This is a genomic window from Microbacterium sp. SW12 (genome assembly GCF_055391095.1).
On sequence record NZ_AP024335.1, the window covers coordinates 1694540 to 1717977 of the forward strand.

The following is a 23438-nucleotide window of genomic DNA, read 5'->3' on the forward strand; positions in this document are numbered from 1 at the left end:
GAAGCGACTGACGTCACGTCTGCGGGGTGTCGTCCTCAGCGGGTTTCGGCCGCCGCTCGCGTGTCACGAGGGACGCGTCGCCGGATGCCTCGTGGTCGGGACGGTCAGGCCCCTTCGGCTGGATGCGGCCCGGCTCGAGGGTGCGTGCAACGTCGTCAGCATCGACCACGTCGATCTCCTGCGTCGCTGTCGTGTACCACTCGGTGAGCTCGGGATCCGTCGAATCAAGCCACGCTCCCGCACCCTCGCCCGAGCCGACCTCGGTGGCGTCGAACACGAAGTCATCGCCGTGTTCGGCGATGCCCTGCCGGACCCCCTGCGCGATCGCTGCACGAGCGAACTTCCGGCGGAGCACGTACGGGTCTGTGCGCAGTTCCTTCGCCCACGCGATCATGATTCCGATGATCACGAGCGCGAATGGCAAGGCGGTCACGATCATGATGGACTGCAGCCCCTGCAGCGCTGTCGCACCGCCGACCACCAAGAGCGCCGCAGCGACCCCACCAAGCAGCACACCCCAGGTGATGGTCACCCACGAGGATGGCTCCGGCTTCCCGCGCTGACTCATCGACCCCATGACGATCGAGGCGGAATCGGCAGAGGTGACGAAGTAGACGACGATCGAGATGATCGCGACCACCGAGGTCAGGGCACCCAGTGGCAGTTCCCCGAGCACTCCGAACAGCACGTCCTCGGGTTGGGCGAGCTCGCTGAGCCCGACTCCCTCTTGCTCCATCCACATCGCCGTTCCGCCGAGGGTCGTGAACCACACGAAGCAGACGGCCGAGGGAATGAGGATGACGACGGTGACGAACTCGCGCAGCGTCCTGCCGCGCGAGATTTTCGCGATGAAGATCCCCACGAAGGGCGACCACGAGATCCACCATGCCCAGTAGTAGGTAGTCCAGGACGCCATGAAGGATGCGGCATCCTCACCTTCAAAGGAGTTGCGCGACATCATGATGCCGAGGTCGCTGAAGAAGGTCACCAGGCCCGACGGCAGCAAGGTGACGATCAGCACCGAAGAGCGTGACGATGATCGCGAAGATGTCGATCACGCCACCAGCCCAGCCGTCCACCCGGCGGCCGAACAGGGGCTCGAAAATCCCGGAGATGAGCGGCGCGCGACCACGCCGGTACGCGCCGTAGGCGATAGCGGCGCCGACGAGAGCGTAGAACCCCCACGCCAGCGGGCCCCAGTGGAACAGTGTCTGCGCGAGGGCTGTCTCCATGGCATCAGTCGTGCCCGGCTCGACGGTGAAACCATGCGGTGGGTCGACGAAGAATGACAACGGTTCCAGCGGACCATAGAACAGCAGTCCGATCCCCATTCCGGCCGAGAAGAGCATGGCAATCCACGAGATCGTCGAGAACTCGGGTTTCTCGTCGTCAGCACCGAGGCGCACCCCGCCTGTGCGGCCATAGCCGATCACGAGCATGAAGCCCAGGACGAGAACGGCGAGCGTCGAAAACAGCCAGCCGAAGTTCGTCGTCACCCAGCCGAGCGCGGTGCTGCCGACGAACTGTAGACTTGCCGGCGACACGATCGCCCAGATGATCACCGCTGCGACGAAGACGCCCGCCGTGAGAAAGACCGTCACATTCGTTGAGGATCGGCGCCCCGTCTGTTCAACACCGATGCCGGGGATCAGCGCCGGATGGATGCCGCGCTCGAGCTCTGGGGTGTTGACCTCGCGGAGCACTCGCTTGACAGGTCCGTTCGTCCCCGCACCGTCATTGGTCCGCGCCATCGAGGTCTCCCTGATTCCGTGTGCACTCACTCGTCAGGTAAACGTCGGCTCAACGCTATACCGCCTCCTGCGCTGGTCGCGCGGCTGCGAGGAGGTCGCGGCGTAGGCTTGGGGGTTGTCGCGCCCACAATGCGCGAGGCCGTTTCGCGGCATCCATGAACCCCTCACACACTTGGGAGCATCCGAAAGTGCCTGGAGAAAACCTCACCCGCATCGAAGCGCAGGAGCGTCGCGGCGTCCTCGACACGCAGTCTTATGAGGTCGAGCTGGATCTGACCACCGGCCCGGAGGTGTTCCGGTCGACCTCCACCGTGCGCTTCACCGCCACCGAGGGCGCGTCGACCTTCATCGACCTGATCGCCCGACGCGTCCACTCCGTCACGCTCAACGGACGCAGCATCCCGGCCTCGGCGTTCACCGACTCCCGGATTGCGCTCGACGAACTCGCGCTCGAGAACGAACTCGTCGTCGTCGCCGACTGCGAATACACGAACACCGGCGAAGGCCTGCACCGGTTCGTCGACCCCGTCGACGGCGAGGTCTACCTCTACACCCAGTTCGAGGTGCCCGACTCGCGTCGCGTCTTCGCCGTGTTCGAGCAGCCCGACCTGAAGGCGACGTTCCAGTTCACCGTGACCGCTCCCGCGTCGTGGAAGGTGATCTCCAACTCCCCGACCCCCGAGCCCGTACCCAGCGGCGAGGGCGTCGCAACGTGGGAGTTCGAGCCGACGCCGCGGATCTCGTCCTACATCACGGCACTGATCGCCGGCCCCTATGAGTCGACGTTCTCCGAGTTGACCAGCGCCTCGGGTCGCGTCATCCCGCTTGGCATCTTCGCGCGCAAGAGCCTGTGGCAGTACCTCGACGCCGACTACATCTTCGAGAAGACCCGCCAGGGCTTCGCCTACTACGAGGACAAGTTCGACTACCCGTACCCGTTCGCGAAGTATGACCAATTGTTCGTCCCGGAGTTCAACGCCGGAGCCATGGAGAATGCGGGAGCAGTCACCTTCACCGAGGTGTACGTCTTCCGCAGCAAGGTGACGGATGCCGTCAAGGAGCGCCGCGTCGTCACGATCCTCCACGAGCTTGCCCACATGTGGTTCGGTGACCTCGTCACCATGAAGTGGTGGAACGATCTCTGGCTCAACGAGTCGTTCGCCGAGTGGGCTTCGACGATTGCGACGGCCGAGGCCACCGAGTGGACCGAGGCCTGGACGACGTTCAATGCGATGGAGAAGACCTGGGCCTACCGCCAGGACCAGCTCCCCTCCACCCACCCCGTCGTCGCCGAGATCCGCGACCTCGAAGACGTTCAGGTGAACTTCGACGGCATCACCTACGCGAAGGGCGGGTCGGTGCTCAAGCAGCTGGCAGCCTGGGTCGGCATCGACGAGTTCTTCGCCGGTGTCGGGGCGTATTTCCGCAAGCACGAGTACGGCAACACGGAGCTTCGCGACCTGCTGACCGAACTCGAGACGACCAGTGGACGCGAGCTGACCGAGTGGTCGAAGAAGTGGCTCGAGACCGCCGGCGTCAACACCCTCTCCCCCGCCATCGTCGAGGGTGCAGACGGCACGATCTCGGCGTTCAAGATCGTCCAGACGGCCCCGTCGGACTACCCGACGATCCGGCCCCACCGCCTCGGCGTCGGCTTCTACGACCTGCAGAACGGTGAACTCTTCCGCACCCACTTCACGGAGCTGGATGTCGACGGAGACCTCACCGATGTTCCCGAACTCGTCGGCCTGACCCGCCCCGACCTGGTTCTCCTGAACGACCACGACCTCGCGTACGCGAAGATCCGCCTCGACGAGCGGTCGCTGCAGACGGCGATCGACCATCTCTCGAAGATCTCCGACCCGCTTGCCCGGTCACTGGTGTGGGGTGCCGCGTGGGATCAGACGCGGGATGCCGAAGCCTCGGCATCCGACTACATCGACCTGGTCCTCGGCAACATCGCCTCCGAGACCGAATCGACCACGGTGCGAACGACTCTCGCGCAGCTGCAGCTGGCGGCCAACTCGTACGTGGCCCCCGACAAGCGCGACGCGTCGCGTCACAAGGTGGCAGATGGGCTGTGGGCGCTCGCGCAGGCAGCGGATGCTGGCAGCGACAGCCAGTTGCAGTTCGTCACCGCGTTCGCGAGCGCGGCTGCAACCCCCGAGCACTGGGAGACGGTGCGCGCCCTGCGCGCCGGCGAGATCACCCTCGATGGGCTCACGATCGACACTGATCTGTCGTGGCAGCTGCTCGTGTCGCTCGCCGCGGGCGGGGTGATCACCGAGGGCGTCATCGACGAGGCGCTGGCTAGCGACAACACGGCCAAGGGCGCTGAGTTCGCCGCGCAGGCCAAGGCTGCGCTGCCGACGCCGGAGGCGAAGAACGCGGCGTGGTCATCGCTTGTCGACTCGGATCGCCTGCCCAACACGCTCGTACGCGCCGCAGGTCTCGGCTTCACGCACCCCGCCGGTGTGCTGCTGCTCGATGAGTTCGTGGACCAGTACTTCGCGATGTTGCTTCCCGTCTGGGAGTCGCGCACGTACAAGATCGCCGAGTACCTCGTGCTGGGCCTGTACCCCGCGCCGCTGGCAAACGCGAAGCTCCGCGACGCGACACGCGCGTGGCTCTCCGCCAACGGGGAAGCGCCAGCGGCGCTGCGCCGGCTTGTGGCAGAAAACCTCGCCGGCGTGGAGCGCGCCCTTGCGGTCCAGGAGCGCGACGCGCTCTGACGTATCAACGCGGGGGAAGTACCACTTCGGTAGTACTTCCCCCGCGCTCGTGTCCGCCTTGCGATGGATGTTTCTCGGCGGTGACCTCCGTAGCGTGGAGGCATGATCGTTGCAGAGCAGCTCACGAAACGCTTCGGAGACAAACTCGCCGTAGACAATGTCTCCTTCACCGTGCCGCCGGGAAGGTCACCGGGTTCCTCGGCCCGAACGGGGCGGGCAAATCCACCACGATGCGGATGATCGTGGGCCTTGACCGTCCGACCGCTGGTCGCGTGACCGTGAACGGCGCGCGGTACCAGTCGATGCGGGCGCCTCTGACGGAAGTGGGCGTTCTCCTCGACGCGAAAGCTGTTCACACGGGGCGGTCCGCCCGTAACCACCTGCGCGCGATCGCTGCAACCCACGGTTTCGGTCGGGCCAGGGTCGACGAAGTCATCGAACTGACCGGTATCGCCTCTGTGGCCGGTCGCCGCGCCGGCACCTTCTCGCTCGGTATGGGACAACGTCTGGGGATCGCAACCGCACTGCTCGGTGACCCGCACACGTTGATCTTGGACGAGCCGGTGAACGGTCTGGATCCCGAGGGCGTGCGGTGGGTACGGCAGTTCGTGCGTTATGTCGCGGGTGAGGGACGTACGGTGCTTTTGTCGAGTCATCTCATGAGCGAGATGGCACAGACAGCAGACCGCATCGTCGTGCTCGGACGCGGCAAGGTTCTCGCCGAGGGTGATCTGCCCGACCTCGTTCAGGAATGGACGAGCACAGCCGTGACAGTGCGATCGCCTCGGCTGACCGAGCTCATCAGCGAAATAGAAGGATCGGAGGTCACCGTGACCTCGAACGAACCGGAGCTTGCGACGATCACGGGGCTGACAGCTGCACGCATCGGCGATCTTGCCGCGGCTCGCGGCATCCCGCTGCACGAACTCACGCCCCATGCCGGTTCTCTCGAGGATGCCTACCTTGCTCTCACCGGCGAGGCCGTCGAGTACCGGACGAAGGAGATCGCATGACCACCGCCACTGCCACCCCCACTCGAACGGTCGAACACGCCGGCACGCACCGCCTCACCGGTGCGAACTTGCTGCGCAGCGAGGCGATCAAAGTGACAACCCTGCGCTCCACGTGGTGGTCGCTCGGGATCGCTCTCGTTCTCTCCCTGGCGATCTCGTGCCTCATTGCAGCGAGCTCCCGGGACTTTCCGAACCCACTGCCTCCCATCTCGGCGATCCTGTCGCCGACACAGTTCACGATGCTCGTAGCCGGCATCCTCGGTGCGATCGTGATCACCGGCGAATACTCGACCGGCATGATCCGTTCGACGCTTACCGCGGAGCCCCGCCGCGGAGCCGTGCTGATCGCCAAGGCCGTGGTCATCGGAGTGATCATGGCCCTGGCCACAGCCGTCACCTACGCCGTGGCGATCGCAGCCACCGCGCCATTGCTGGCCACGGGCATCGACTGGGGAACGCCAGCGGACTCGATCATTCCGCTCTCCTACGGGGTGCTCTCGATGGTCTCGTTCACACTGTTGGGACTCGGCGTCGGGTTCATCGTGCGAAACGGCGCCGGCGCCATCGCGATCACCGTCGGCATCCTGTTCGTTCTTCCCATCGTCTTCCAGTTGTTCTCGCTCGCTGGCGAGAGCTGGCAGTGGCTCGTGGATCTCGGCGCCTACCTGCCGATGACCGCAGCTTCGACGCTCACGGCCGTTGGAGCCACCGACGTCGTCGCACCCCTTCTCACGCTCATCGGCTGGGCGATCCTCCCGTTGATCGGCGGGTGGGTGCTGCTGCGCAGCCGCGACGCGTGAGCGATGAACCGGGGCGGTCCGAACCCGGCGACAACGCTGAGACGAGAGTCCTAGGATTCTCGTGATGCGCCAGTTCGAGACCGCCCCGGCACCCGCGACCCCGTGGGAGAGCTTCCTCGCCATACTCGGCGAGATCGGCGGCACGCTCCTGCAGGTCGCGATCGTCCTCGTGAGCGCCGTGGTGGTCGTCTGGGTGCTGCGACTGATCATCCGTCGGGTCGTTCGTCGGGTGGTCGAAGGCGCCAAATCCCGCGCTCGCGTCGACGACACGCAGGCGCTCGAACGGTCGCCGTTGGCATCCGTTCGCGTCGTGCAGCGGACCCGCACCCTCGGGTCGATCCTGCAGAACATCGTGAACGTCACCGTCGTGATCGTCGCGATTCTGCTGATCATCCTGATCCTCGCGGGACCTCAGGTGATGGGCTCGTTCACGTTGCTGAGCGCGGCCATCGGGGCCGGCCTCGGTTTCGGCGCACAGAACATCGTCAAAGACGTGCTCAACGGGATCTTCATCGTCGCCGAAGACCAGATCGGCATCGGTGACGTCGCTGACCTGGGGCTTGCCACCGGCGTCGTCGAATACGTGAGTGTCCGCATCACCCAGGTTCGCGACGTCAACGGCACGCTGTGGTTCGTGCGCAATGGCGAAATCACCCGCATCGGCAACATGTCACAGGGATGGTCGCGCGCAATCATCGACCTCGCCGTACCGGTGAATGCCGATGTCGACGAGGTCGAACAAGCGATGCTGGATGCCGCGCGCGCTCTCGCACAGGAGCCGAAGTGGCGCAGCCGCATCATCGAGGATCCCGAAGTGTGGGGGCTGGAGTCGGTCTCGGGCGACGCGTTGGTCATCCGGATCGTGATCAAGACACGGGCAGGGGCGAAGGACGACGTCGCGCGCGAACTGCGCATGAGACTCAAGCGCGCGATCGATGGGCTCGGACTCACCCTGCCGCAGATGAACTCCATCATGCTGTCCGGTCTCGAGACGGCCGGCAGGGTGCGTGGCGCCAACCCGCCCCGGACCAAACCCACCCCCATCGCGCAGCCCGGGGTTCCGGATCGGCCCGTGTGGCGAGCCAAGCGAACGAGTAAGAAAACGGATGCCGACTCCGAGGCATCCGGGGAAGCAGAGCAGTGAGCACGCCCGAGCAGCAGTCGTTCTATGAGGCAGTCGGCGGACATGAGACGTTCGTGCGCATCGTCGATGGCTTCTACCGCGGGGTCGCCGGTGACCCGGTGCTGCGGCCCATGTACCCCGAAGAGGACCTCGGGCCGGCGAAGGAGCGCCTCTTGATGTTCCTCGAACAGTATTGGGGCGGACCGACGACCTACAGCCAGCAGCGGGGTCATCCCCGCCTTCGGATGCGGCACGCACCCTTTCCGGTGAATCCTGACGCACGCGACCGATGGCTCGCACACATGCGCGCCGCCGTCGACGAGGTCGGATTGTCGCCCCTGCACGAAGAAACCCTCTGGGACTACCTGAGTCGTGCCGCGCATGCCATGGTGAACACGTTCGAACGAACCGAGATCGGGCCCGGGGCTGGCGGTCGCGCAGACATCCCGCTGACCTCCGAGAACTGACACACACGACGACGGTATTCCACGACAAGGGAGTCGCATGACCGAAGCATCCGTTCACCGAACCGACGTCCTCGTGATCGGCTGGGGGCTGGCTGGACTCGTCGCCGCCGCAGAGGCAGTCGCGGCGGGCAAGCGTGTCACGATCATCGACCAGGAGCCACGCACCAACGTCGGTGGGCAGGCGTGGTGGTCTTTCGGTGGGCTGTTCTTCGTCGACTCGCCCGAGCAGCGGCGGATGGGCATTCGGGACAGCATCGAACTGGCACGACAGGACTGGTTCGGCACAGCGGGTTTTGATCGGGCAGAGGACGCCTGGCCACGCCGCTGGGCCGAGGCCTACCTCGAGTTCGCCGCAGGTGAGAAGCGCAGCTGGCTGCGCGAACGCGGCGTGGGATTCTTCCCGGTCGTCGGCTGGGCAGAGCGCGGCGGCTACACCGCCGGCGGTCCCGGCAATTCCGTGCCCCGCTTTCACATCACGTGGGGAACCGGCCCGGGTCTTGTCGCACCCTTCCAGGCTGCACTCGAGGATGCCGAGCGTGCCGGAACACTCACGGTGCTCCCCCGCCACCGCGTGACCTCCCTCACGCTGCGAAACGGCGCCGTGACAGGAGCTGCCGGCGACGTGCTGGCGCCCTCCAGCGCCGCCCGTGGTGTGGCAACGTCGCGGGACGTCGTCGGCACCTTCGAGATCGAGGCTGGCGCAACGGTCGTCGCATCCGGAGGAATCGGCGGCAACCACGACCTCGTGCGCCAGTGGTGGCCCGAGAGACTGGGAGCAGCTCCCGCCGACATGGTGGCAGGCGTACCCGCGTACGTCGACGGATCAATGCTCGAAGTCACGGAGACCGCGGGGGCGAACCTCATCAACCGCGACCGCATGTGGCATTACGTCGAGGGCATCCAGAACTGGGACCCGATCTGGCCGCTGCACGGCATCCGGATCCTGCCGGGCCCGTCCTCGATCTGGCTCGATGCAACCGGCGCGCGCCTCCCCGTTCCGCTGTTCCCCGGGTTCGACACGCTCGGCACCCTCGCGCACCTTCGAGCCACCGGCCACGACCATTCCTGGTTCGTGCTCTCACAGCGGATCGTCGAGAAGGAGTTCACGCTCTCGGGCAGCGAACAAAACCCCGACCTCACCGGCAAGGATGTGCGACTGCTCCTGCGATCGCGGCTCGGAAAGGGCGCTGCCGGTCCCGTCCAAGCCTTCCTCGACCATGGCGCCGACTTCGTCATCCGCGACGACCTCGACAGCCTCATCGAGGGCATGCGGGCCCTGCCTGGCGGCGAAGCCCTGGATGCCGACCGGGTGCGTTTCGAGGTCGAGGCGCGAGACCGCGAGATGGACAACGACTTCACCAAAGACGCCCAGGTCGCGATGCTGCGCTCGGCTCGCGCCTACCGCGGTGACAGGCTCGTCCGCACGGCTGCCCCGCATCGCATCACCGACCCCGCTGCAGGACCTCTGATCGCTGTCAAGCTGCACGTGTTGACGCGCAAGTCGCTCGGCGGCATCGAGACCGACCTCTCCGGGCGGGTTCTCGGACCCAGCGGCGAGCCGATCGCGGGCTTGTTCGCCGCAGGCGAGGCCAGCGGGTTCGGCGGCGGAGGCGTGCACGGTTATCGCGCGCTCGAAGGGACCTTCGTCGGAGGATGCCTGTTCTCCGGTCGGGCAGCCGGGCGAGGCGCGGCTGCGACCGTGTGACCGATTGCTGCGTCCAGCGTCAGGTCAGTCCGCCGTCAACCGAGCGACCGTATGCTGACGGTTCGTCGCGGACCATGACCGGCGTGTCGCGGTTGAGGCTCTCGCCGCGGAAGAACGACTTCGCGCGCGGGAAGAGGAACCACAGGAACATCAGCAACACGCCGAAAGCGAGTGCGCCGACGCCGAGAACGAACGTGCCGCCGACACCGAAGAGCACCGTATAGCCGTAGTCGACGTTGTACATGTCGATGGCCGACTGGACGAATGCGTAGGTCAGCATCAGCGCACCGAGCAACGGGAACAGGAACTTGTAGAAGAAGTTCCGCCGTGAGGTGAACAGCTCGCGACGGAAGTACCAGACGCACGCATAGCCCGTGATTCCGTAGTAGAACGCGATAGCGAGCCCGAGCGAGAGGATCGAGTCCTGCAGGATGCTGTCGCTGATCAGCGTCATCCCGACGTAGTACACGACCGCGACGATCCCCATGACGAGGGTCGAGAACGATGGCGTCTTGAAGCGCGGATGCACCGTCGCAAACCTCCTGGGGAGAGCGCGGTAGGCGGCCATTGCGAGGGTGCCGCGCGCTGTCGGGAGGATCGTCGTCTGCGTCGACGAGATCGCAGACACCATGACCGCGACGACCAGCACCCACCCGAGCGGACCGAGAAGGCCGTCTTTGATGGCGATGAAGAAGTCGTCGGCGTTGGCTTCGTTGCCAAGGCCCGTCGGTCCATCGCCGAGCCCGGCATACATCATCGCCGCGATCGTCACCGCAACGTAGGTGAACAGCAGGATGACTGTCGTGAGCAGTGCGGCGCGTCCGGGGATTCGCCGGGGATCCTTCGTCTCTTCATTGAGCGCCAGCGTCGTGTCCCAGCCCCAGTAGATGAACAGGGCGAGCAGGATTGCCTGCACGAAGCCGCTCCAGTCGCCGATCGCGAACGGGCTCAGCCAGGACCACTCGAACGGAGTCGGATCGGGTGCGCTGCCTGAGAAGAAGTGCCAGAGGGCCGCGACGATGAAGATCGCGAGTGCGAGATACTGCAGGCCGAGCAGGATGTTCTGAACCCTCTCGCCGATCTCGACACCGCGCCAGCTGACCCACGTCATCGCGACGATGAAGACGACGCCCGTCGCGGTGACCAGCAGCGCATTGTCGGCAAGGAGAGCGTCCTGGGGGCTTCCGACGATGCCGTCGACAAGCGCCCAGAGATAGATCCCGCTGATCTGCGCGAGGTTTGCCAGCACGACCATGCCGGCCACGGCGACTCCCCAGCCGCCCATCCATCCCACCCACGGACCGAAGGCTTTCGTTCCCCAGGTGAACGTGGTCCCGCAGTCGGGAATCTCACGGTTGAGTTCCCGGTACGCGTAGGCGATGAAGAGCATCGGCACGAACGCCAGGACGAAGATTATCGGCGCCTGCGCACCCACCGCGATGACGATGAACCCGAGCGTTGCAACCAGCGAGTACACCGGCGCCGTCGATGCCAACCCGACGACGGTCGATCCCCACAAGCCCAGCGTGCCGGCTGCCAACCCCTTGCCCTCGGGTGCCGTGAAGGTAATCGGTGCAGTCGCCATTCCGTCACCGTAGGGGCACGGCGAATTCGCGGTCAAGCATATGCTTCGGCCGGCCCTCAGCCGAGGAGGCCCCCGGCCTGCGGCCCGCGCGGGTTCATCCCGGATCTGCGCACCAGAACGTGCCCGCGGCGAAGAGACAACCGCACCCATGCACCGGTTTCGCGCATCGACACACTCTCGACGTCTGGCCCGAGAAAGCCAAGCACCTGGGCGACGAATCCGACGCCGCGCGGTAGTCCGCCGAGGCCTGCATCCGGCGCTCCCCACACCGCTGCACGGATCTGACGCACCACATCCTCACCCGCATTCGTGGGGACCGACGTCGCGACCTCCTCCATGCCGCGGTGGGCAGCCGCGGCCAGGTCGGTCGAGGCGATCTCACCGGTCACCGTCCAGCCCGACACCGGCGGGGAGATACCGGCCCAGGCCGCGCGCACGCCCGCGTCGGGCAATTCGAGTGTGACGCCGTGCGCCCGCAGAGAAGCGCCGTCGACGACCAGGTCGCATACGAGTTCCGGGTCGGCGGCGAGAACCCGCACGCCGAGGATTGTCGGGGCTGTGTCCAGGATCCCGCGCGGCGCGATGGGGGCGCAGGTCATGACGAGGATGCCGCCCGTTGCGCGCAGACGCACGGCACCGTCTCCGACGCGTGCGGCGCGTGAGGCGAAGGTCTGCGCGTCCACAGCGGTCTCGGCGTCGGCGAGATTCAGGGGCGTCGGCATTCGACCTAAACTACCAAGCGGAACAGCTGCCGCGGCCGCGGCGACATCAGCAAGCTCCGGGAGAACCGATGACCGACGGCGCCACGAACACCCCCGGCGAGGTCGTGGAGGCGGACCCGGTCGCCGCACTCCTGGCCGTTCTCACCCTGTCCTCGAGCGGGGCACGGACCACCGAGGACATCTTCACCGGTGTCTCGCAATCAATGCCGCTCGGGCGCGTGTACGGCGGTCAGGTGCTGTCCCAATCCATCGTGGCGGCCTCCCATACGCTGCCGCCGGGACGAACCGTCCACTCGATGCACGGATACTTCCTGCGCCCGGGCGACTCTTCGGCGGGCATTACGTTCGCCGTCGATCGGATTCACGACGGTCGGTCGTTCTCGACCCGGCGCACGCAGGCCTACCAGGACGGGGTGCCGATCTTCTCGATGATCGCGTCGTTCCAGGATGAGGGCCCCGGTCTGGAACACGCGGTGCCCATGCCCGACGGCATCCCGCACGCCGACGAGCTGCCCGACCTTGAAGATCACTTGATCGGCCTGCATCCGATGAGCAAGCGCATGTTCACTGACCGGCCGCTCGACGTGCGCCACGTCCCCGGCCCCATATATCTGCACGTGGATGGTGAGCACGTCCCCCACCAGGCGGTGTGGCTTCGCACGCGCCGGTCGTTGCCCGACGATCCCGATCTGCACCGCGCCGCGCTCGCGTACATGAGCGACATGACGATCCAAGAGTCCGTGCTGCGCGCTCACGGCGTCGCGTGGTCCGCGCCCGGGCTAAAGGTCGCCAGTCTCGACCATGCCATGTGGTGGCATCGTTACGCGCGAGTCGACGAATGGCTGCTGTACGTACAGGAGTCCCCGAGTGCGCGCGGAGGCCGCGGTCTTGCCACCGGGAAGATCTATTCCTCAGAGGGAATACTGGTGGCGAGCGTCGCGCAGGAGATCACGATCCGCCTGCCACACGACCGGGACTGACACGCTCGGCAGAAACCCTGATCGCCTCAGCGACGGTGCCCGTACCGGAGCGGCTCACCGACGTAGGGCGCCCAGGCTTCTCGTTCGACCTCGCTCAGACGCAGCGGCCTGCCGGTTTCGGCATCCACCTTGACCACTACCGTCGTGGCGCGCGCGTAGATCTGCTGTCCATCTTCGCCGGCAGTCTCCCGTGGGCTGCAGACCTCGTAGCACACGTCGATGCTGGAGCCGCCGAGCCTGCCGAACCAGAGCTGAACGTCGAGCGGATGCCGCTGGTAGGGAACCGGAAGCAGGTACTCGATCTCTTGACGGGCGATAAGCGTGAGGACGCCGGAGTGCAGGCTCGAGTCCATGACCGCGGTCGGCGGCGCGTTCTCGCCGGTGCCGGGGCGCCAGAATGCTCGCACCCGCGCCTCCTCGAGCAGCTTCAGCATCGATGTGTTGTTGACGTGGTTGAAGGCGTCGAGATCGCCCCAGCGCAGGTGGATCGGCAGGTGAACCCGGGTTCTCCCGCCCTTGGACGTGTCAGTATCGGGCATCGCCGGATCAGTCGCGCGTGAGCTTGCGGTACGTGGAACTCGCGCGGTTGAGCGCGTCCGGCCCCAGGCGCTCAAGCTTGTTCTTCTCGTATGCCTCGAAATTGCCCTCGAACCAGTACCACGCATCCGGGTTCTCGTCGGTGCCTTCGTACGCCAGGATGTGGGTCGCGATCCGGTCCAGGAACCACCGGTCGTGGGTGATGACCACAGCGCAGCCCGGGAACTCGAGCAGAGCGTTCTCAAGAGACTGAAGGGTCTCGACATCAAGGTCGTTCGTCGGCTCATCGAGCAGCAGCAGGTTGCCACCCTCCTTGAGGGTGAGCGCCAGGTTGAGGCGGTTGCGCTCACCACCGGAGAGCACGCCGGCCTTCTTCTGCTGGTCGGGCCCCTTGAAGCCGAACTTCGACACGTAGGCGCGGGACGGGATCTCAGTCTTGCCCACCGTGATGATGTCGAGCCCGTCCGACACGACCTCCCACAGCGTCTTGGTGGGGTCGATGTTGGAGCGCGACTGGTCCACATAGCTGATCTTGACGGTCTCGCCGATCTTCAGGTCACCGCCGTCAAGCGGTTCGAGACCGACGATGGTCTTGAAGAGCGTGGTCTTGCCGACACCGTTGGGTCCGATGACACCGACGATGCCGTTGGGCGGAAGACTGAAGCTCAGTCCATCGATGAGGGATCGGCCGTCGAACCCCTTCTTCAGCTTCTTGGCCTCGATGACGACGCTTCCCAGGCGGGGACCCGGCGGAATCTGGATCTCTTCGAAGTCGAGCTTGCGGGTGCGCTCGGCCTCGGCTGCCATCTCCTCGTAGCGGGCCAGACGTGCCTTCGACTTCGCCTGGCGCCCCTTGGTGTTGGAGCGGACCCACTCGAGTTCGTCCTTGAGGCGCTTGGCAAGCTTGGCGTCCTTCTTGCCCTGGATGTCGAGGCGCTCGGCCTTCTTCTCCAGATACGTCGAGTAGTTGCCCTCGTACCCGATGAGCCGGCCGCGATCGACTTCCGCGATCCATTCGGCGACGTTGTCGAGGAAATACCGGTCGTGAGTGATTGCGATCACCGCGCCTGCATACTTCTGGAGGTGCTGCTCGAGCCAGAGCACGCTTTCGGCGTCGAGGTGGTTCGTCGGCTCGTCCAACAGCAGCAGGTCGGGCTTTTGCAGCAAGAGCTTGGTGAGCGCGACGCGGCGCTTCTCGCCTCCCGACAGGTGCGCGACCTGCGCATCGCCCGGCGGGGTGCGCAACGCGTTCATCGCCTGATCCAGCTGCGAGTCGAGGTCCCATGCGTCTGCCGCATCGATCTCTTCTTGCAGCGTCCCCATCTCAGCCAGCAGGCTGTCGAAGTCGGCATCGGGGTCACTCATCAGGCCCGAGATCTCGTTGAACCGATCCAGCTTGGCCTTGACCGCGATCCCGTCCTGGATGTTCTCGAGAACGGTCTTGGATTCGTCGAGTTCCGGCTCCTGCATCAGGATGCCGACACTGAACCCCGGGCTGAGGGTCGCCTCACCGTTGGACGGGGCGTCAAGACCCGCCATGATCTTCAGGATCGTCGACTTTCCGGCACCGTTGGGGCCGACCATTCCGATCTTCGCTCCCGGGAGGAACGCCATCGTCACGTCGTCGAGGATCAGCTTCTCGCCCACAGCTTTGCGGGCGCGGACCATCTGATAGATGTACTCAGCCATAGCCCGACCAGTCTACGGGCCGCCCGAGTGTCGCCCGCGCCTCACCAATCGATGGGTCGGGTGTCCCCGATGAGGCAACGGCCGGTCTGAAGACCCGGCATGACGGCTACCACGGGGTCTCCCGTCGAAGGGCCGACCTGGCCGACAAGGCACTCTTCGCCCCACCGAACCGAGAATTGGATGCTCTCAGCCGGGTTGCCGACGGTCGACTCGTCGTACGTGACTTCCATTGCCGACTTGTCGAAACCCGCCTGGGTGAGGCCATCGATATAGGCGCGCCCCTGAAAACGCTGGTCGGTTGCCCATACGGTTGCGACGACGTCGGCGAAGAACGGCAGCGCCTCGTCGGCGGTCGTCGCCTCACTGACCTGAGCCGGTGCCGCAGACGCTGTTTCAGTCGGGGTGGGTATGGCAGTGACAGTCGGCGTCGGCGATGGTTCCGGAGTCGCGGTACACCCCGCGAGCATCCCGACCACCAGTGCCGCGCTGACTATGGAGGCGAATCCGCCCAAGCGAGAGCCTCCCCTGACAGGGGGCGGAGCGGTCATTTCAGCGGCACACACGCTGAGGAGTCTAGAGCCCCACTCCCCTCGGCTCCCTGGGAGCCTAGATGTACCCGGTCATGACGTTGGTTGCAGTCGGCTGATCGGGGGTTTGCCTCCGAGGGCTGAGTGGCGTCGTCCAGTGTTGTAGTGGTCGAGCCAGGGGTCAAGGGCTTCGGTGCGCTGCTGGTTCGAGGTGAAGGGCTGCCGGTAGGCCCATTCGGTCTGCAGGGTCCGGTTGAACCTCTCGACCTTGCCGTTCTGCCAGGGGCAATGCGGTTTGATGAACTTCTGCCGGATGCCGTGCGCAACGCAGACCTCGCGCAACGACCATCTGTACGCCCACGCGTTGTCGGTGATCAGCCGCTCGATGCGGGGGATGCCGTGCGCGGCGAAGTAGTCGATCGCACGTTCGAGGAACGCGGCGCAGGTGGGTCCCTTCTCGTCGCCGAGGACTTCGGAGTACGCGAGCCGGGAGTGGTCGTCGACGAGCGAGTGGACATAGTCGAACCCGATCTTGACGTTTCGGTGCCGGTCGACGACGTCGCGACCGAGAACCCGCCATCCACCGCCGTCGGGGATGCGGCCGAGCTTCTTCACGTCCATGTGCACGAGCTCCCCGGGCCGCTCGCGCTCGTAACGAACCGTGGTGGTCTTGGATGCACGGATCCGTTCCCCGGTCATCGGATCCAACTCGGCCAGGCGAGGAAGCCCCGCACGAGCGATGATGCGCGACACGGTCCGGGCCGGCACTCCCGTCCGGGCTGCGACCTCGTCACGCCCCAGGCGCTCTGCTGTCCGCACCGCGACGACCGTGGCGATGACCTCGTCCGCAGTGCGGTTCGCGACATGGTGCGGACGCGACGATCGGTCATGAAGGCCGGCGTCGCCCTCGGCCCGATAGCGGTCAAGCCATCGCTTCACACAGCGACGAGATACCCCCATCGCCGAGGCGATATGCGCCTGCTTCCACCCGGCGCGGGCACGTTCAACGATCAGCAGCCTGCCACGGACAGTCAGGCGCGCATTAGCGTGGGACATCGAGGACCTCCGGTCAGCAGAGACGTCAGATATCTCCACTAAGCCCGGAGGTCCTCCCCATTCACAAGGCCCGCACCGCCACCAACCTCATGGCCCGGTACACCTAGAACGGTGTCTCGCTGCCGACCGCTGGGGCAGCGGCGGCGCCGTCGAGTCCCGGTGCAGCCCACGAGTCCGCACCGTCATCGTGGCTCACCGGAGCGGCGGATGCGGTCCCCTGCGCGGTTGCCTGCTTGGTGTAGGTCGTGGTTCCCCACCGCAAGTCGTGACCGACAGTGTCGGCGTCGATATCGATGCTGACACCCTTCTTGCCGCCGGCCTCCCAGGGACGAAGCCGCAGACGGCCGGTGACCACCAGCGGCTCCCCCTTCGTGACCGAGGCGGCGATGTGCTCGGCAAGACCCCGGAACGCGGAGACGTTGTACCAGTTCGTCCCGTCGTCGACCCAGGTGCCGGTCGAGCGATCGAGACGGCGCTGCGCACTCCCGAGCCGAAAGTTGACGACGGGCAGACCTCCCGCCGTGATCTTGAATTCCGGAGGGCCCGCAACGTTTCCCGTGACGGTGATGATGTCCTGCATTTCTCCCTTTCCCGCCCGGAGCGGTTCCGGGCTGCGCTGGTACCCGAGTGCCCGTCGGGTACCAGCGCCGAGATCAGGCTCGCCGATCATCGCTAACCGACGTCCGCCGCCCCATTGAGCCGTGGACAGACCGCGCACCGGCGTGGCTGGGGAGGAAAACTCAGGCCGTCACATACTCCGCGAAGCGCGCACGAACCTTATTCACCTTGGGCACTGCAACAGCGAGGCAGTAGCCCTGCGTGGGGTTCTTCGCGAAGAAGTCTTGGTGGTACTCCTCTGCGGGATAGAACTCACCGAGGGGCTCAATCGTGGTGACGATGCCGCCATCCCACCACTCGGCCGCGCGATCGCGGGCTGCTTCGAAGAGCTCGCGCTGCTGGTCGTCGGCGGGGAACATCGCGCTGCGGTACTGGGTGCCGACATCGTTTCCCTGTCGGTTCAGCTGTCGCGGATCGTGCATCGTGAAGAAGGCATCCAGGATGACGTCGTCCGAGATGACGTCGGGATCGAAGGTGACGGCGACGGCCTCGGCGTGCCCGGTACGGCCCGTGCAGACCTGCTCATAGGAGGGGTTCTCGACGGTGCCGCCGACATACCCCGAAACGACCGACGACACTCCGCGAAGAGCGCGGTACGCCGCGTCGAGACACCAGAAGCAGCCGCCTGCGAGAACGAACGTGTGCATGATTTCTCCTTGTTGTGGCGCCGGGTTCTCGGCGCCACTGGCAACAACAGTCTCGCGCGTATTGCTGTTCCCTGCGATGTGTCGGAGGTCGGATCTATGTTCGATCTCAGGGAGACACTGATGCAGACCTCACAGATACAGCTCGTGCCGATCGGGATCGACGCCTGGCGCGTCGTTGATGCGGGCCGCGGGCCGATCGGTCACCTGCGCGTCGATCGCGACGCTCAGGGTGAGCACTTCGCGGTGAAACGCTTCCACCCGAGTGACAGGCAATTCCATGCGCTCGGACGGTTCTGGAGCCGCGATGACGCCGTCGAGGCCCTCCTGCTGTCGACCTGACGTCTGTCCCGAGGTCGGCGACTCAGACCGGTGAGCTCCAGAGGTCCCGGACACCGTGCGGAGCATCTCGAAGCACGCCCGGCCAGACGTCCGCAAGAATCTCGACGGCCCGGCGCAGGTCGCCGGGGGGTGCGGTAAACGGAATGCGTAGGTGCCGTTCGTTTCCGCCATCTGGCGCGAACCTCGGACCGGCCGACAGGAGCAGTCCGGCCGTCCTGGCTTGGAGCACCAGCGCCGAACTCAATGGCGCGTTCAGCTCGACCCAGAGGGCGACTCCCCCATCAACCGAGGGCACGCGCCACTCCGGCAGCCGTTCCGCCAGCGCTGAGACCAGCGCATCCCGTCCCTCGCGCAGGAACTCACCGCGATGTCGCGCGATCTCGGGCAGCCGCGGAATCAGCCCGGTTGCCACTGCCTGTTCGAACTCCGGTGTACCGAGGTCGTACGCCGGGCGTTCCTGCACGAGCCGGTCGATGAGGTCATGGTCGGTCCGTATCCACCCGACACGCAAACCTCCCCACACGGTCTTGCCGAGCGACCCGACGCGCACCACGAGGGATTCATCGGTCGCCTGGAAACCGCGGTCCTGGGATCCTCGATCGATGTCGAGGTCGGCGGTCGTCTCGTCGATCGCCAGGAGGGTTCCAGAGCGCTGTGCAGCCGTCATGATGGTCTCGCGCTCGTACGCCGACATACTGCGGCCCGTCGGGTTCTGGAAGTCGGGCATGAGGTAGGCAAGGGAGGGGCGGGTGCGAGCGAAGGACTCGGCGACGCGCTCGAGATCCCATCCGCTTTCGGCCGCTACCGGGATGCCGACGAGCCGCCCGCCGGCGCGACGGAGTGCGTCGGCTGCATGCGGATACGTGGGGGTCTCGATCGCGACGCGATCGCCGCGTCCGATGAGCACGCTCGCAAGCAGGTGGATCGCGCTCTGGGCACCGGCGGTGATCATGATCTGGCGAGACTCGGTCGGCAGTCCCCGAGCGCGGAACAGCTCGGCGATGGCTTCGCGCAGCTCAGCGCGACCGAGGACGTCGTACCCCGAGCGCGAGGCGAGGGTCGCGGCATCGGCCGCAACCTCGGCCATGTGACCCGCAAGCCCGGGCCAAGCTGGGGGGCTCGCCTGCTGGAGGTCGATGGTGCCGTCAGTTCCGAGCACCCTCGCGACCTCGCGCCGGCCGAGCGGAAGGGTGACGCTTCCCGACCCCCGCAGGCTGCTGATGTGCCCGGAGTCGCGAAGGCTCTGATAGGCCATCGAGACGGTGCTGCGACTGATTCGAAGTGCGGTGGCGAGTTCGCGCTCAGCCGGAAGCGCGGTCCTGGGCGCGATGCGGTTGTCCAAGCAGAGCAGACGGATGCCGTCGGCGAGCGCCTCGTAAGCCGGTTCGCGCGTGCGCCATCCGCCCAGTGCGAGGGTCAGTGATCGCGCGGACATTCGGGACTCCACGGCCACTCCTTCCCGATTGGACTGGTCACGTCAGTCCACTTCTGGTCTTGGATGGTGCCATGCCGCGCCGCATCCTGCAACTTCTCATCGGGCTCCCCCTCTACGGGGCCGGAGCTGCGCTGACGGTTGATGCTGGACTGGGCGTCGACCCCTGGACTGTGCTGGCCGAGGGCCTGTCGATCAGAACCGGTATCGGCGTCGGGTGGATGACGAACATCCTCGGCCTGTTGATCCTGCTTCTCTGGATTCCGCTGCGCCAACGCCCCGGCATCGGCACCGTGGCCAACATCCTCGTCGTCGGAACCGCGATGCAGGTCACCCTCTGGGTCCTGCCACCGATCACGGGATTCCTCGCGCAGCTTGCGGTGCTCGTAAGCGGCATCCTGCTCGTCGCCGTCGCCTCGGGGCTGTACATCGGCGCGCACTTCGGGCCGGGTCCCCGCGACGGCCTGATGACCGGCCTGCGCAGCCGGTTCGGGATGCCGATCTGGGCAGCTCGCGCCAGCGTCGAGCTCACCGTGCTGGTAATCGGGTGGCTGCTGGGAGGCACCGTCGGGCTCGGGACCGTCCTGTTCGCGGCGACCATCGGCCCGCTGGTACACCTCACCTTGCCGCTGTTCGACACCGCTCGCACGCGGGCGACATCGCGGCTGGTAGCGGCGCCGACCACTCCCCTCGCGTCACCGAGGTAGGAATACGTGGGGTGGCTAACGGGGCTTGAACCCGCGACCCCCGCGACCACAACGCGGTGCTCTACCAACTGAGCTATAGCCACCATGTGCACACCGGAGTGCGCAACCAAAAGATTCTCTCACACGCCGGGGGCGAACGCCGACACGGCGACAGCCGCTGCCTGCTTGGCCTCATCGCTGGTCGGACCCGGTTCGGGAACGAACACGACGCTGCGGTAATACGCCAGCTCGCGCAGCGATTCGCTGATGTCGGCGAGCGCGCGGTGGCCGCCATCCTTCGCCGGGGCGTGGATGTATGCGCGTGGGTACCAGCGCCTGGCCAGTTCCTTGATGCTCGACACATCGACGTTGCGGTAGTGCAGCCACCGATCGACGCGGGGCATGTACTTCGCGAGGAACATCCGGTCAGTCCCGATCGTGTTTCCGGCCAACGGCGCCTTGCCCTCGAGGGGAACAAAGCGCTGGATGTACTCGAGAACCTCGAATTCGGCCTCTGCGACGCTGACGCCGTTCGGGATCGCCTCGAGCAGTCCGGACTTCTCGTGCATGGCGGTGACGAAGTCATTCATGTTCGCCAGCGCAGAAGCGTCAGGTTTGATAACGATCTGGAAGCCGGGATCCAGCGGGCGCAACTCGAAATCGGTGACGATCACCGCGATCTCGACGAGTTCGTCGACGGCGAGGTCCAGTCCGGTCATCTCACAGTCGATCCACACCAGCCGGTCGTTCTCGCTCGAAGCCATGCCGCCCATCCTAGAGCGGGCGCTCCCGGCTACTGCGGCGGCTCCCGGTAATCTGGTTGATGCGCCTCCGTAGCTCAATGGATAGAGCATCGGCCTTCTAATCCGACGGTTACTGGTTCGAGTCCAGTCGGGGGCACGAGATGAGTGGCGGGAAGGCGCGGGGCACGATGGTCGAGATGGATGCCGACGCGTTCGAGCGCCTGGTCGTCGAAGAACTCGACCGACTTCCCGATGACATGGTCGACGGACTGGACAACGTCATCTTCGTCGTCGAAGACCGCGGCGAGGACGGTTCCCTGGACCTCCTCGGGCTCTACGACGGGTGGGCGCTGACCGAACGCGATCGATATGGCGTGGGTGAGCTTCCGGACCGGATCATCGTCTATCGCGAAGCGCACCTGGCAGCGTGCGACGATCTGGACGACCTTCGCGCCGAGATCCATACGACTCTCGTGCACGAGATCGCGCACTTCTACGGGATTGACGACGACCGGCTCCACGAGTTGGGATGGGCTTGATGAACAGCGCGACACTGCCTCGAGCCGATGAGGATGTCGACACGCTCCGCGCCGCTGAAACGCCGTGGCAGACAGTCGTGTGGAACGACCCGGTCAACCTGATGAGCTACGTCACCCATGTCTTTCGGAGCTACTTCGGGTTCAGCGCCGAGCGGGCCGAATCACTGATGCTCGCCGTGCATCATGAGGGCCATGCCGTAGTGGCCGAAGGTGCGCGCGAGCAGATGGAGCTCCACGTTCACGCGATGCATGACTACGGGCTCTCGGCGACGGTGCGGAGGGCTCCGGCATGACCCGCGAACTCGTGATGGCCATCACGCGGATCGAGGCTCTGCACCTCTCGCAGATGACGGAGCAGTTCCGGGACCTCCTCGACGCCACGACAGACGCATCAAGCGATGATGCCGTGGCACGCCTCGTTCCCGAGGGGTATCTCGACGATGACGCCGCAGCTCGCGAGTTCCGCCGCTTGACCGAGCGCGAGCTGCTGGACCGCCGTCACACGGATGCCGAGACTGTTCTCGGCATCCTGCGCCCGACGCTACCCGCCATGCCGATCGCATCCGACGACCCGGCGCTCACGGAGGAGGTCGTCGTGCACGCAAGCGCAGCTGATGTGAGCGCGTTGCTGCGCACGCTGTCGGCGATTCGGCTCGTACTCGCGACGAGGCTCGGGATTCAGGCCGATGACGACCACGATGCCTCTGATCCGCGTTTCGGGATCTACGACTGGCTCGGCTACCGCCTCGACAGCCTCATTAGCGCGATCGACGCAGATTCCGATCCCCGCGGCACCTGACGACACCAGGCACCGATCGGCTCACGGAACGACGAAGACCCGCGTTGCGTGTGCTGCCGGGTCGTCACGAGTGATGTGGCGATCCTCCTGGCGCGCCCACCGCTCCCAGTGTGGTCGGTACGTGTCCCCGTCGCGCTCCAGGGCCCGTTCTCGTCGGGAGTCCGCCGGCGATTCGACCCACACGCGAACGCTCGCGAGCGCAGCGGTCGTCGGGGTGAGGATGCCGGATCCTTCGATCACGAGCGGAAGATCCGGATCCACGCCATACGACTCCGCATACTCACCCGCGCTCCAGTCCCACCGTCGCCACCGGCCCTGCTGTCCGTTGGCATGCGGGATGAGGACGTGACGTGTGACGTCCTCGACGGCGGCATCCAGCCCGTCCCAACCCGGGTACGTCGAGTCCAGCGCGAGCAACTGAGGTGAGGCATCCAACGGCCACCGCTCCAGAAGAAGGCGCGTCAGGCTCGTCTTGCCGGCTCCGCTGCGCCCGTCGATCAGGATGACGGGCGCCGGGCCACCCAGCGTCAGGATGTCGTCGCGCAGGGCGTCGGTGGCCTCGGTCAGGACCTGACCGACGGGATCGTCACTTCTTGAGGGCGCGGATGACACGAATGAGGACGTGCCCGGCGACCCACACGAACGGGATGCCGACAGCAAGCAGAGAGATCAGATTGGGCTCGAAGCGCAGGTCATCACCGCGGCGAATGTACGCGCCAATCGGGATCGCCGTACCGCCGGCCCCACCGCCACCGTTGCCGCCCTCATCCGAGCCCCCGCCGAAGCCGGAGGACGCGAGGGCGACGGGGATGATCTTGATGCCGTCGACATCCTGTTGTTCTCCGTAGATGCCGGAGACACCGAAGGATGCCGCCTGCTTGCCGAGTTCGAGCGCGATGTTGGGCATGGCCCCACGCTACCGCCCCGGGACGCTCCAGGACAGGCCGA

Annotated in this window: 25 protein-coding genes, 2 tRNA genes and 1 pseudogene; 13 read left to right on the forward strand and 15 right to left on the reverse strand. The window is 65.9% G+C overall.

The window, feature by feature from the left end; genetic code table 11:
- Positions 1-13 precede the first annotated feature (13 nt).
- Positions 14-1021: a BCCT family transporter gene (locus MICSW_RS08500; RefSeq protein ID WP_228178205.1), complete on the reverse strand. Its 1008-nt coding sequence runs from the start codon at positions 1019-1021 to the stop codon at positions 14-16.
- Positions 939-1751 (reverse strand): BCCT family transporter, encoded by an 813-nt coding sequence (locus tag MICSW_RS08505; protein ID WP_228178204.1) that lies wholly within the window; start codon positions 1749-1751, stop codon positions 939-941. The genes MICSW_RS08500 and MICSW_RS08505 overlap by 83 nt, the downstream gene beginning before the upstream one ends.
- Positions 1752-1939: 188 nt before the next feature.
- Here MICSW_RS08505 and pepN point away from each other — a divergent pair, with 188 nt between their 5' ends.
- The 6 genes and pseudogenes from pepN to MICSW_RS08535 all read left to right on the forward strand — a co-directional run bounded on the left by pepN (position 1940) and on the right by MICSW_RS08535 (position 9591).
- Positions 1940-4483, forward strand: coding sequence for an aminopeptidase N (pepN, locus tag MICSW_RS08510; RefSeq protein WP_464495175.1), 2544 nt, complete (start codon positions 1940-1942; stop codon positions 4481-4483).
- A gap of 102 nt (positions 4484-4585) precedes the next feature.
- Positions 4586-5496, forward strand: a pseudogene (locus MICSW_RS08515) (ABC transporter ATP-binding protein).
- Positions 5493-6296 (forward strand): ABC transporter permease subunit, encoded by an 804-nt coding sequence (locus tag MICSW_RS08520; protein ID WP_375236903.1) that lies wholly within the window; start codon positions 5493-5495, stop codon positions 6294-6296. The pseudogene MICSW_RS08515 and the gene MICSW_RS08520 overlap by 4 nt, the downstream one beginning before the upstream one ends.
- 64 nt (positions 6297-6360) lie before the next feature.
- On the forward strand, positions 6361-7440 hold the full coding sequence (locus MICSW_RS08525; protein WP_228178200.1) for a mechanosensitive ion channel family protein: 1080 nt from the start codon (positions 6361-6363) through the stop codon (positions 7438-7440).
- Entirely contained in the window at positions 7437-7886 is a 450-nt protein-coding gene (locus MICSW_RS08530; protein WP_228178199.1) for a globin, read from the forward strand. The genes MICSW_RS08525 and MICSW_RS08530 overlap by 4 nt, the downstream gene beginning before the upstream one ends.
- Positions 7887-7923: 37 nt before the next feature.
- Positions 7924-9591, forward strand: a complete 1668-nt coding sequence (locus tag MICSW_RS08535) for an FAD-binding dehydrogenase (protein ID WP_228178198.1) — start codon at positions 7924-7926, stop codon at positions 9589-9591.
- A gap of 19 nt (positions 9592-9610) precedes the next feature.
- Here the strand turns inward: MICSW_RS08535 and MICSW_RS08540 are convergent, their stop codons facing one another.
- Together MICSW_RS08540 and MICSW_RS08545 are read right to left on the reverse strand one after the other, a co-directional pair.
- Entirely contained in the window at positions 9611-11176 is a 1566-nt protein-coding gene (locus tag MICSW_RS08540) for an APC family permease (protein WP_228178197.1), read from the reverse strand.
- A gap of 56 nt (positions 11177-11232) precedes the next feature.
- Positions 11233-11898 carry a DUF8185 domain-containing protein gene (locus MICSW_RS08545; RefSeq protein WP_464495182.1) on the reverse strand — a complete coding sequence of 222 codons (666 nt, stop codon included), beginning with the start codon at positions 11896-11898 and terminating at the stop codon, positions 11233-11235.
- A 68-nt stretch (positions 11899-11966) separates the two neighbouring features.
- Between MICSW_RS08545 and MICSW_RS08550 the strand changes: the two genes are divergently transcribed.
- Positions 11967-12878: an acyl-CoA thioesterase gene (locus tag MICSW_RS08550; protein WP_341578860.1), complete on the forward strand. Its 912-nt coding sequence runs from the start codon at positions 11967-11969 to the stop codon at positions 12876-12878.
- 26 nt (positions 12879-12904) lie between these two features.
- Here the strand turns inward: MICSW_RS08550 and MICSW_RS08555 are convergent, their stop codons facing one another.
- The 6 genes from MICSW_RS08555 to msrA form a co-directional block, all read right to left on the reverse strand.
- Positions 12905-13417, reverse strand: a complete 513-nt coding sequence (locus MICSW_RS08555; protein WP_341578859.1) for an acyl-CoA thioesterase — start codon at positions 13415-13417, stop codon at positions 12905-12907.
- A gap of 7 nt (positions 13418-13424) precedes the next feature.
- Complete coding sequence (gene ettA / locus MICSW_RS08560) at positions 13425-15104, reverse strand: energy-dependent translational throttle protein EttA (protein WP_292734595.1); 1680 nt, start codon at positions 15102-15104, stop codon at positions 13425-13427.
- A 41-nt stretch (positions 15105-15145) separates the two neighbouring features.
- Positions 15146-15616 carry a DUF6993 domain-containing protein gene (locus MICSW_RS08565; protein WP_292734593.1) on the reverse strand — a complete coding sequence of 157 codons (471 nt, stop codon included), beginning with the start codon at positions 15614-15616 and terminating at the stop codon, positions 15146-15148.
- A gap of 108 nt (positions 15617-15724) precedes the next feature.
- Complete coding sequence (locus MICSW_RS08570) at positions 15725-16687, reverse strand: IS481 family transposase (protein WP_464495188.1); 963 nt, start codon at positions 16685-16687, stop codon at positions 15725-15727.
- 103 nt (positions 16688-16790) lie between these two features.
- A complete protein-coding gene (locus tag MICSW_RS08575; RefSeq protein ID WP_464495191.1) occupies positions 16791-17267 on the reverse strand; it encodes a single-stranded DNA-binding protein in 477 nt (158 codons plus the stop codon).
- 160 nt (positions 17268-17427) lie between these two features.
- Complete coding sequence (gene msrA / locus MICSW_RS08580) at positions 17428-17952, reverse strand: peptide-methionine (S)-S-oxide reductase MsrA (protein ID WP_292734586.1); 525 nt, start codon at positions 17950-17952, stop codon at positions 17428-17430.
- Positions 17953-18072: 120 nt separating this feature from the next.
- Here msrA and MICSW_RS08585 point away from each other — a divergent pair, with 120 nt between their 5' ends.
- The gene (locus MICSW_RS08585) at positions 18073-18291 is read left to right on the forward strand and encodes a hypothetical protein (protein ID WP_228178189.1); all 219 of its coding nucleotides are present in this window, start codon (positions 18073-18075) and stop codon (positions 18289-18291) included.
- 22 nt (positions 18292-18313) lie between these two features.
- On the opposite strand, the gene yczR is transcribed toward MICSW_RS08585, so the two are convergent.
- Positions 18314-19738: a MocR-like transcription factor YczR gene (yczR, locus tag MICSW_RS08590; protein ID WP_228178188.1), complete on the reverse strand. Its 1425-nt coding sequence runs from the start codon at positions 19736-19738 to the stop codon at positions 18314-18316.
- Between the two features lie 59 nt (positions 19739-19797).
- On the opposite strand from yczR, the gene yczE reads away from it, so the two are divergent.
- Entirely contained in the window at positions 19798-20430 is a 633-nt protein-coding gene (yczE, locus tag MICSW_RS08595) for a membrane protein YczE (protein ID WP_228178187.1), read from the forward strand.
- Positions 20431-20437: 7 nt separating this feature from the next.
- Here yczE and MICSW_RS08600 read toward each other — a convergent pair.
- Positions 20438-20513: transfer RNA gene (locus MICSW_RS08600), tRNA-His, on the reverse strand.
- A gap of 36 nt (positions 20514-20549) precedes the next feature.
- Positions 20550-21173, reverse strand: a complete 624-nt coding sequence (gene orn / locus MICSW_RS08605; RefSeq protein ID WP_228178186.1) for an oligoribonuclease — start codon at positions 21171-21173, stop codon at positions 20550-20552.
- Positions 21174-21236: 63 nt separating this feature from the next.
- Here orn and MICSW_RS08610 point away from each other — a divergent pair.
- The 4 genes from MICSW_RS08610 (at position 21237) to MICSW_RS08625 (ending at position 22490) form a co-directional block, all read left to right on the forward strand.
- Positions 21237-21309, forward strand: a tRNA-Arg gene (locus MICSW_RS08610).
- Positions 21310-21340: 31 nt separating this feature from the next.
- Entirely contained in the window at positions 21341-21691 is a 351-nt protein-coding gene (locus tag MICSW_RS08615; protein ID WP_228178239.1) for a metallopeptidase family protein, read from the forward strand.
- Positions 21691-21984 (forward strand): ATP-dependent Clp protease adapter ClpS, encoded by a 294-nt coding sequence (gene clpS / locus MICSW_RS08620; RefSeq protein ID WP_374198018.1) that lies wholly within the window; start codon positions 21691-21693, stop codon positions 21982-21984. Before MICSW_RS08615 ends, clpS begins: the two co-directional genes overlap by 1 nt.
- Entirely contained in the window at positions 21981-22490 is a 510-nt protein-coding gene (locus MICSW_RS08625; RefSeq protein ID WP_228178184.1) for a DUF2017 family protein, read from the forward strand. Before clpS ends, MICSW_RS08625 begins: the two co-directional genes overlap by 4 nt.
- 21 nt (positions 22491-22511) lie before the next feature.
- On the opposite strand, the gene MICSW_RS08630 is transcribed toward MICSW_RS08625, so the two are convergent.
- Entirely contained in the window at positions 22512-23102 is a 591-nt protein-coding gene (locus MICSW_RS08630; RefSeq protein ID WP_228178183.1) for a nucleoside/nucleotide kinase family protein, read from the reverse strand.
- Positions 23077-23397, reverse strand: coding sequence for a hypothetical protein (locus tag MICSW_RS08635; protein ID WP_195691589.1), 321 nt, complete (start codon positions 23395-23397; stop codon positions 23077-23079). The genes MICSW_RS08630 and MICSW_RS08635 overlap by 26 nt, the downstream gene beginning before the upstream one ends.
- Positions 23398-23438 lie beyond the last annotated feature (41 nt).

Excerpts from the sequence above, each read along its gene's own strand:
- MICSW_RS08545 (WP_464495182.1), bottom strand. The coding sequence starts at position 11,898 with ATGCCGACGCCCCTGAATCTCGCCGACGCCGAGACCGCTGTGGACGCG.
- MICSW_RS08555 (WP_341578859.1), bottom strand. The coding sequence starts at position 13,417 with ATGCCCGATACTGACACGTCCAAGGGCGGGAGAACCCGGGTTCACCTG.
- ettA (WP_292734595.1), bottom strand. The coding sequence starts at position 15,104 with ATGGCTGAGTACATCTATCAGATGGTCCGCGCCCGCAAAGCTGTGGGC.
- MICSW_RS08535 (WP_228178198.1), top strand. The coding sequence starts at position 7,924 with ATGACCGAAGCATCCGTTCACCGAACCGACGTCCTCGTGATCGGCTGG.
- MICSW_RS08570 (WP_464495188.1), bottom strand. The coding sequence starts at position 16,687 with ATGTCCCACGCTAATGCGCGCCTGACTGTCCGTGGCAGGCTGCTGATC.
- msrA (WP_292734586.1), bottom strand. The coding sequence starts at position 17,952 with ATGCACACGTTCGTTCTCGCAGGCGGCTGCTTCTGGTGTCTCGACGCG.
- MICSW_RS08625 (WP_228178184.1), top strand. The coding sequence starts at position 21,981 with ATGACCCGCGAACTCGTGATGGCCATCACGCGGATCGAGGCTCTGCAC.
- MICSW_RS08635 (WP_195691589.1), bottom strand. The coding sequence starts at position 23,397 with ATGCCCAACATCGCGCTCGAACTCGGCAAGCAGGCGGCATCCTTCGGT.
- MICSW_RS08540 (WP_228178197.1), bottom strand. The coding sequence starts at position 11,176 with ATGGCGACTGCACCGATTACCTTCACGGCACCCGAGGGCAAGGGGTTG.
- MICSW_RS08615 (WP_228178239.1), top strand. The coding sequence starts at position 21,341 with ATGGTCGAGATGGATGCCGACGCGTTCGAGCGCCTGGTCGTCGAAGAA.
- MICSW_RS08525 (WP_228178200.1), top strand. The coding sequence starts at position 6,361 with ATGCGCCAGTTCGAGACCGCCCCGGCACCCGCGACCCCGTGGGAGAGC.
- MICSW_RS08550 (WP_341578860.1), top strand. The coding sequence starts at position 11,967 with ATGACCGACGGCGCCACGAACACCCCCGGCGAGGTCGTGGAGGCGGAC.
- MICSW_RS08520 (WP_375236903.1), top strand. The coding sequence starts at position 5,493 with ATGACCACCGCCACTGCCACCCCCACTCGAACGGTCGAACACGCCGGC.
- MICSW_RS08575 (WP_464495191.1), bottom strand. The coding sequence starts at position 17,267 with ATGCAGGACATCATCACCGTCACGGGAAACGTTGCGGGCCCTCCGGAA.
- yczE (WP_228178187.1), top strand. The coding sequence starts at position 19,798 with ATGCCGCGCCGCATCCTGCAACTTCTCATCGGGCTCCCCCTCTACGGG.
- clpS (WP_374198018.1), top strand. The coding sequence starts at position 21,691 with ATGAACAGCGCGACACTGCCTCGAGCCGATGAGGATGTCGACACGCTC.
- orn (WP_228178186.1), bottom strand. The coding sequence starts at position 21,173 with ATGGCTTCGAGCGAGAACGACCGGCTGGTGTGGATCGACTGTGAGATG.
- MICSW_RS08585 (WP_228178189.1), top strand. The coding sequence starts at position 18,073 with ATGCAGACCTCACAGATACAGCTCGTGCCGATCGGGATCGACGCCTGG.
- MICSW_RS08505 (WP_228178204.1), bottom strand. The coding sequence starts at position 1,751 with ATGGCGCGGACCAATGACGGTGCGGGGACGAACGGACCTGTCAAGCGA.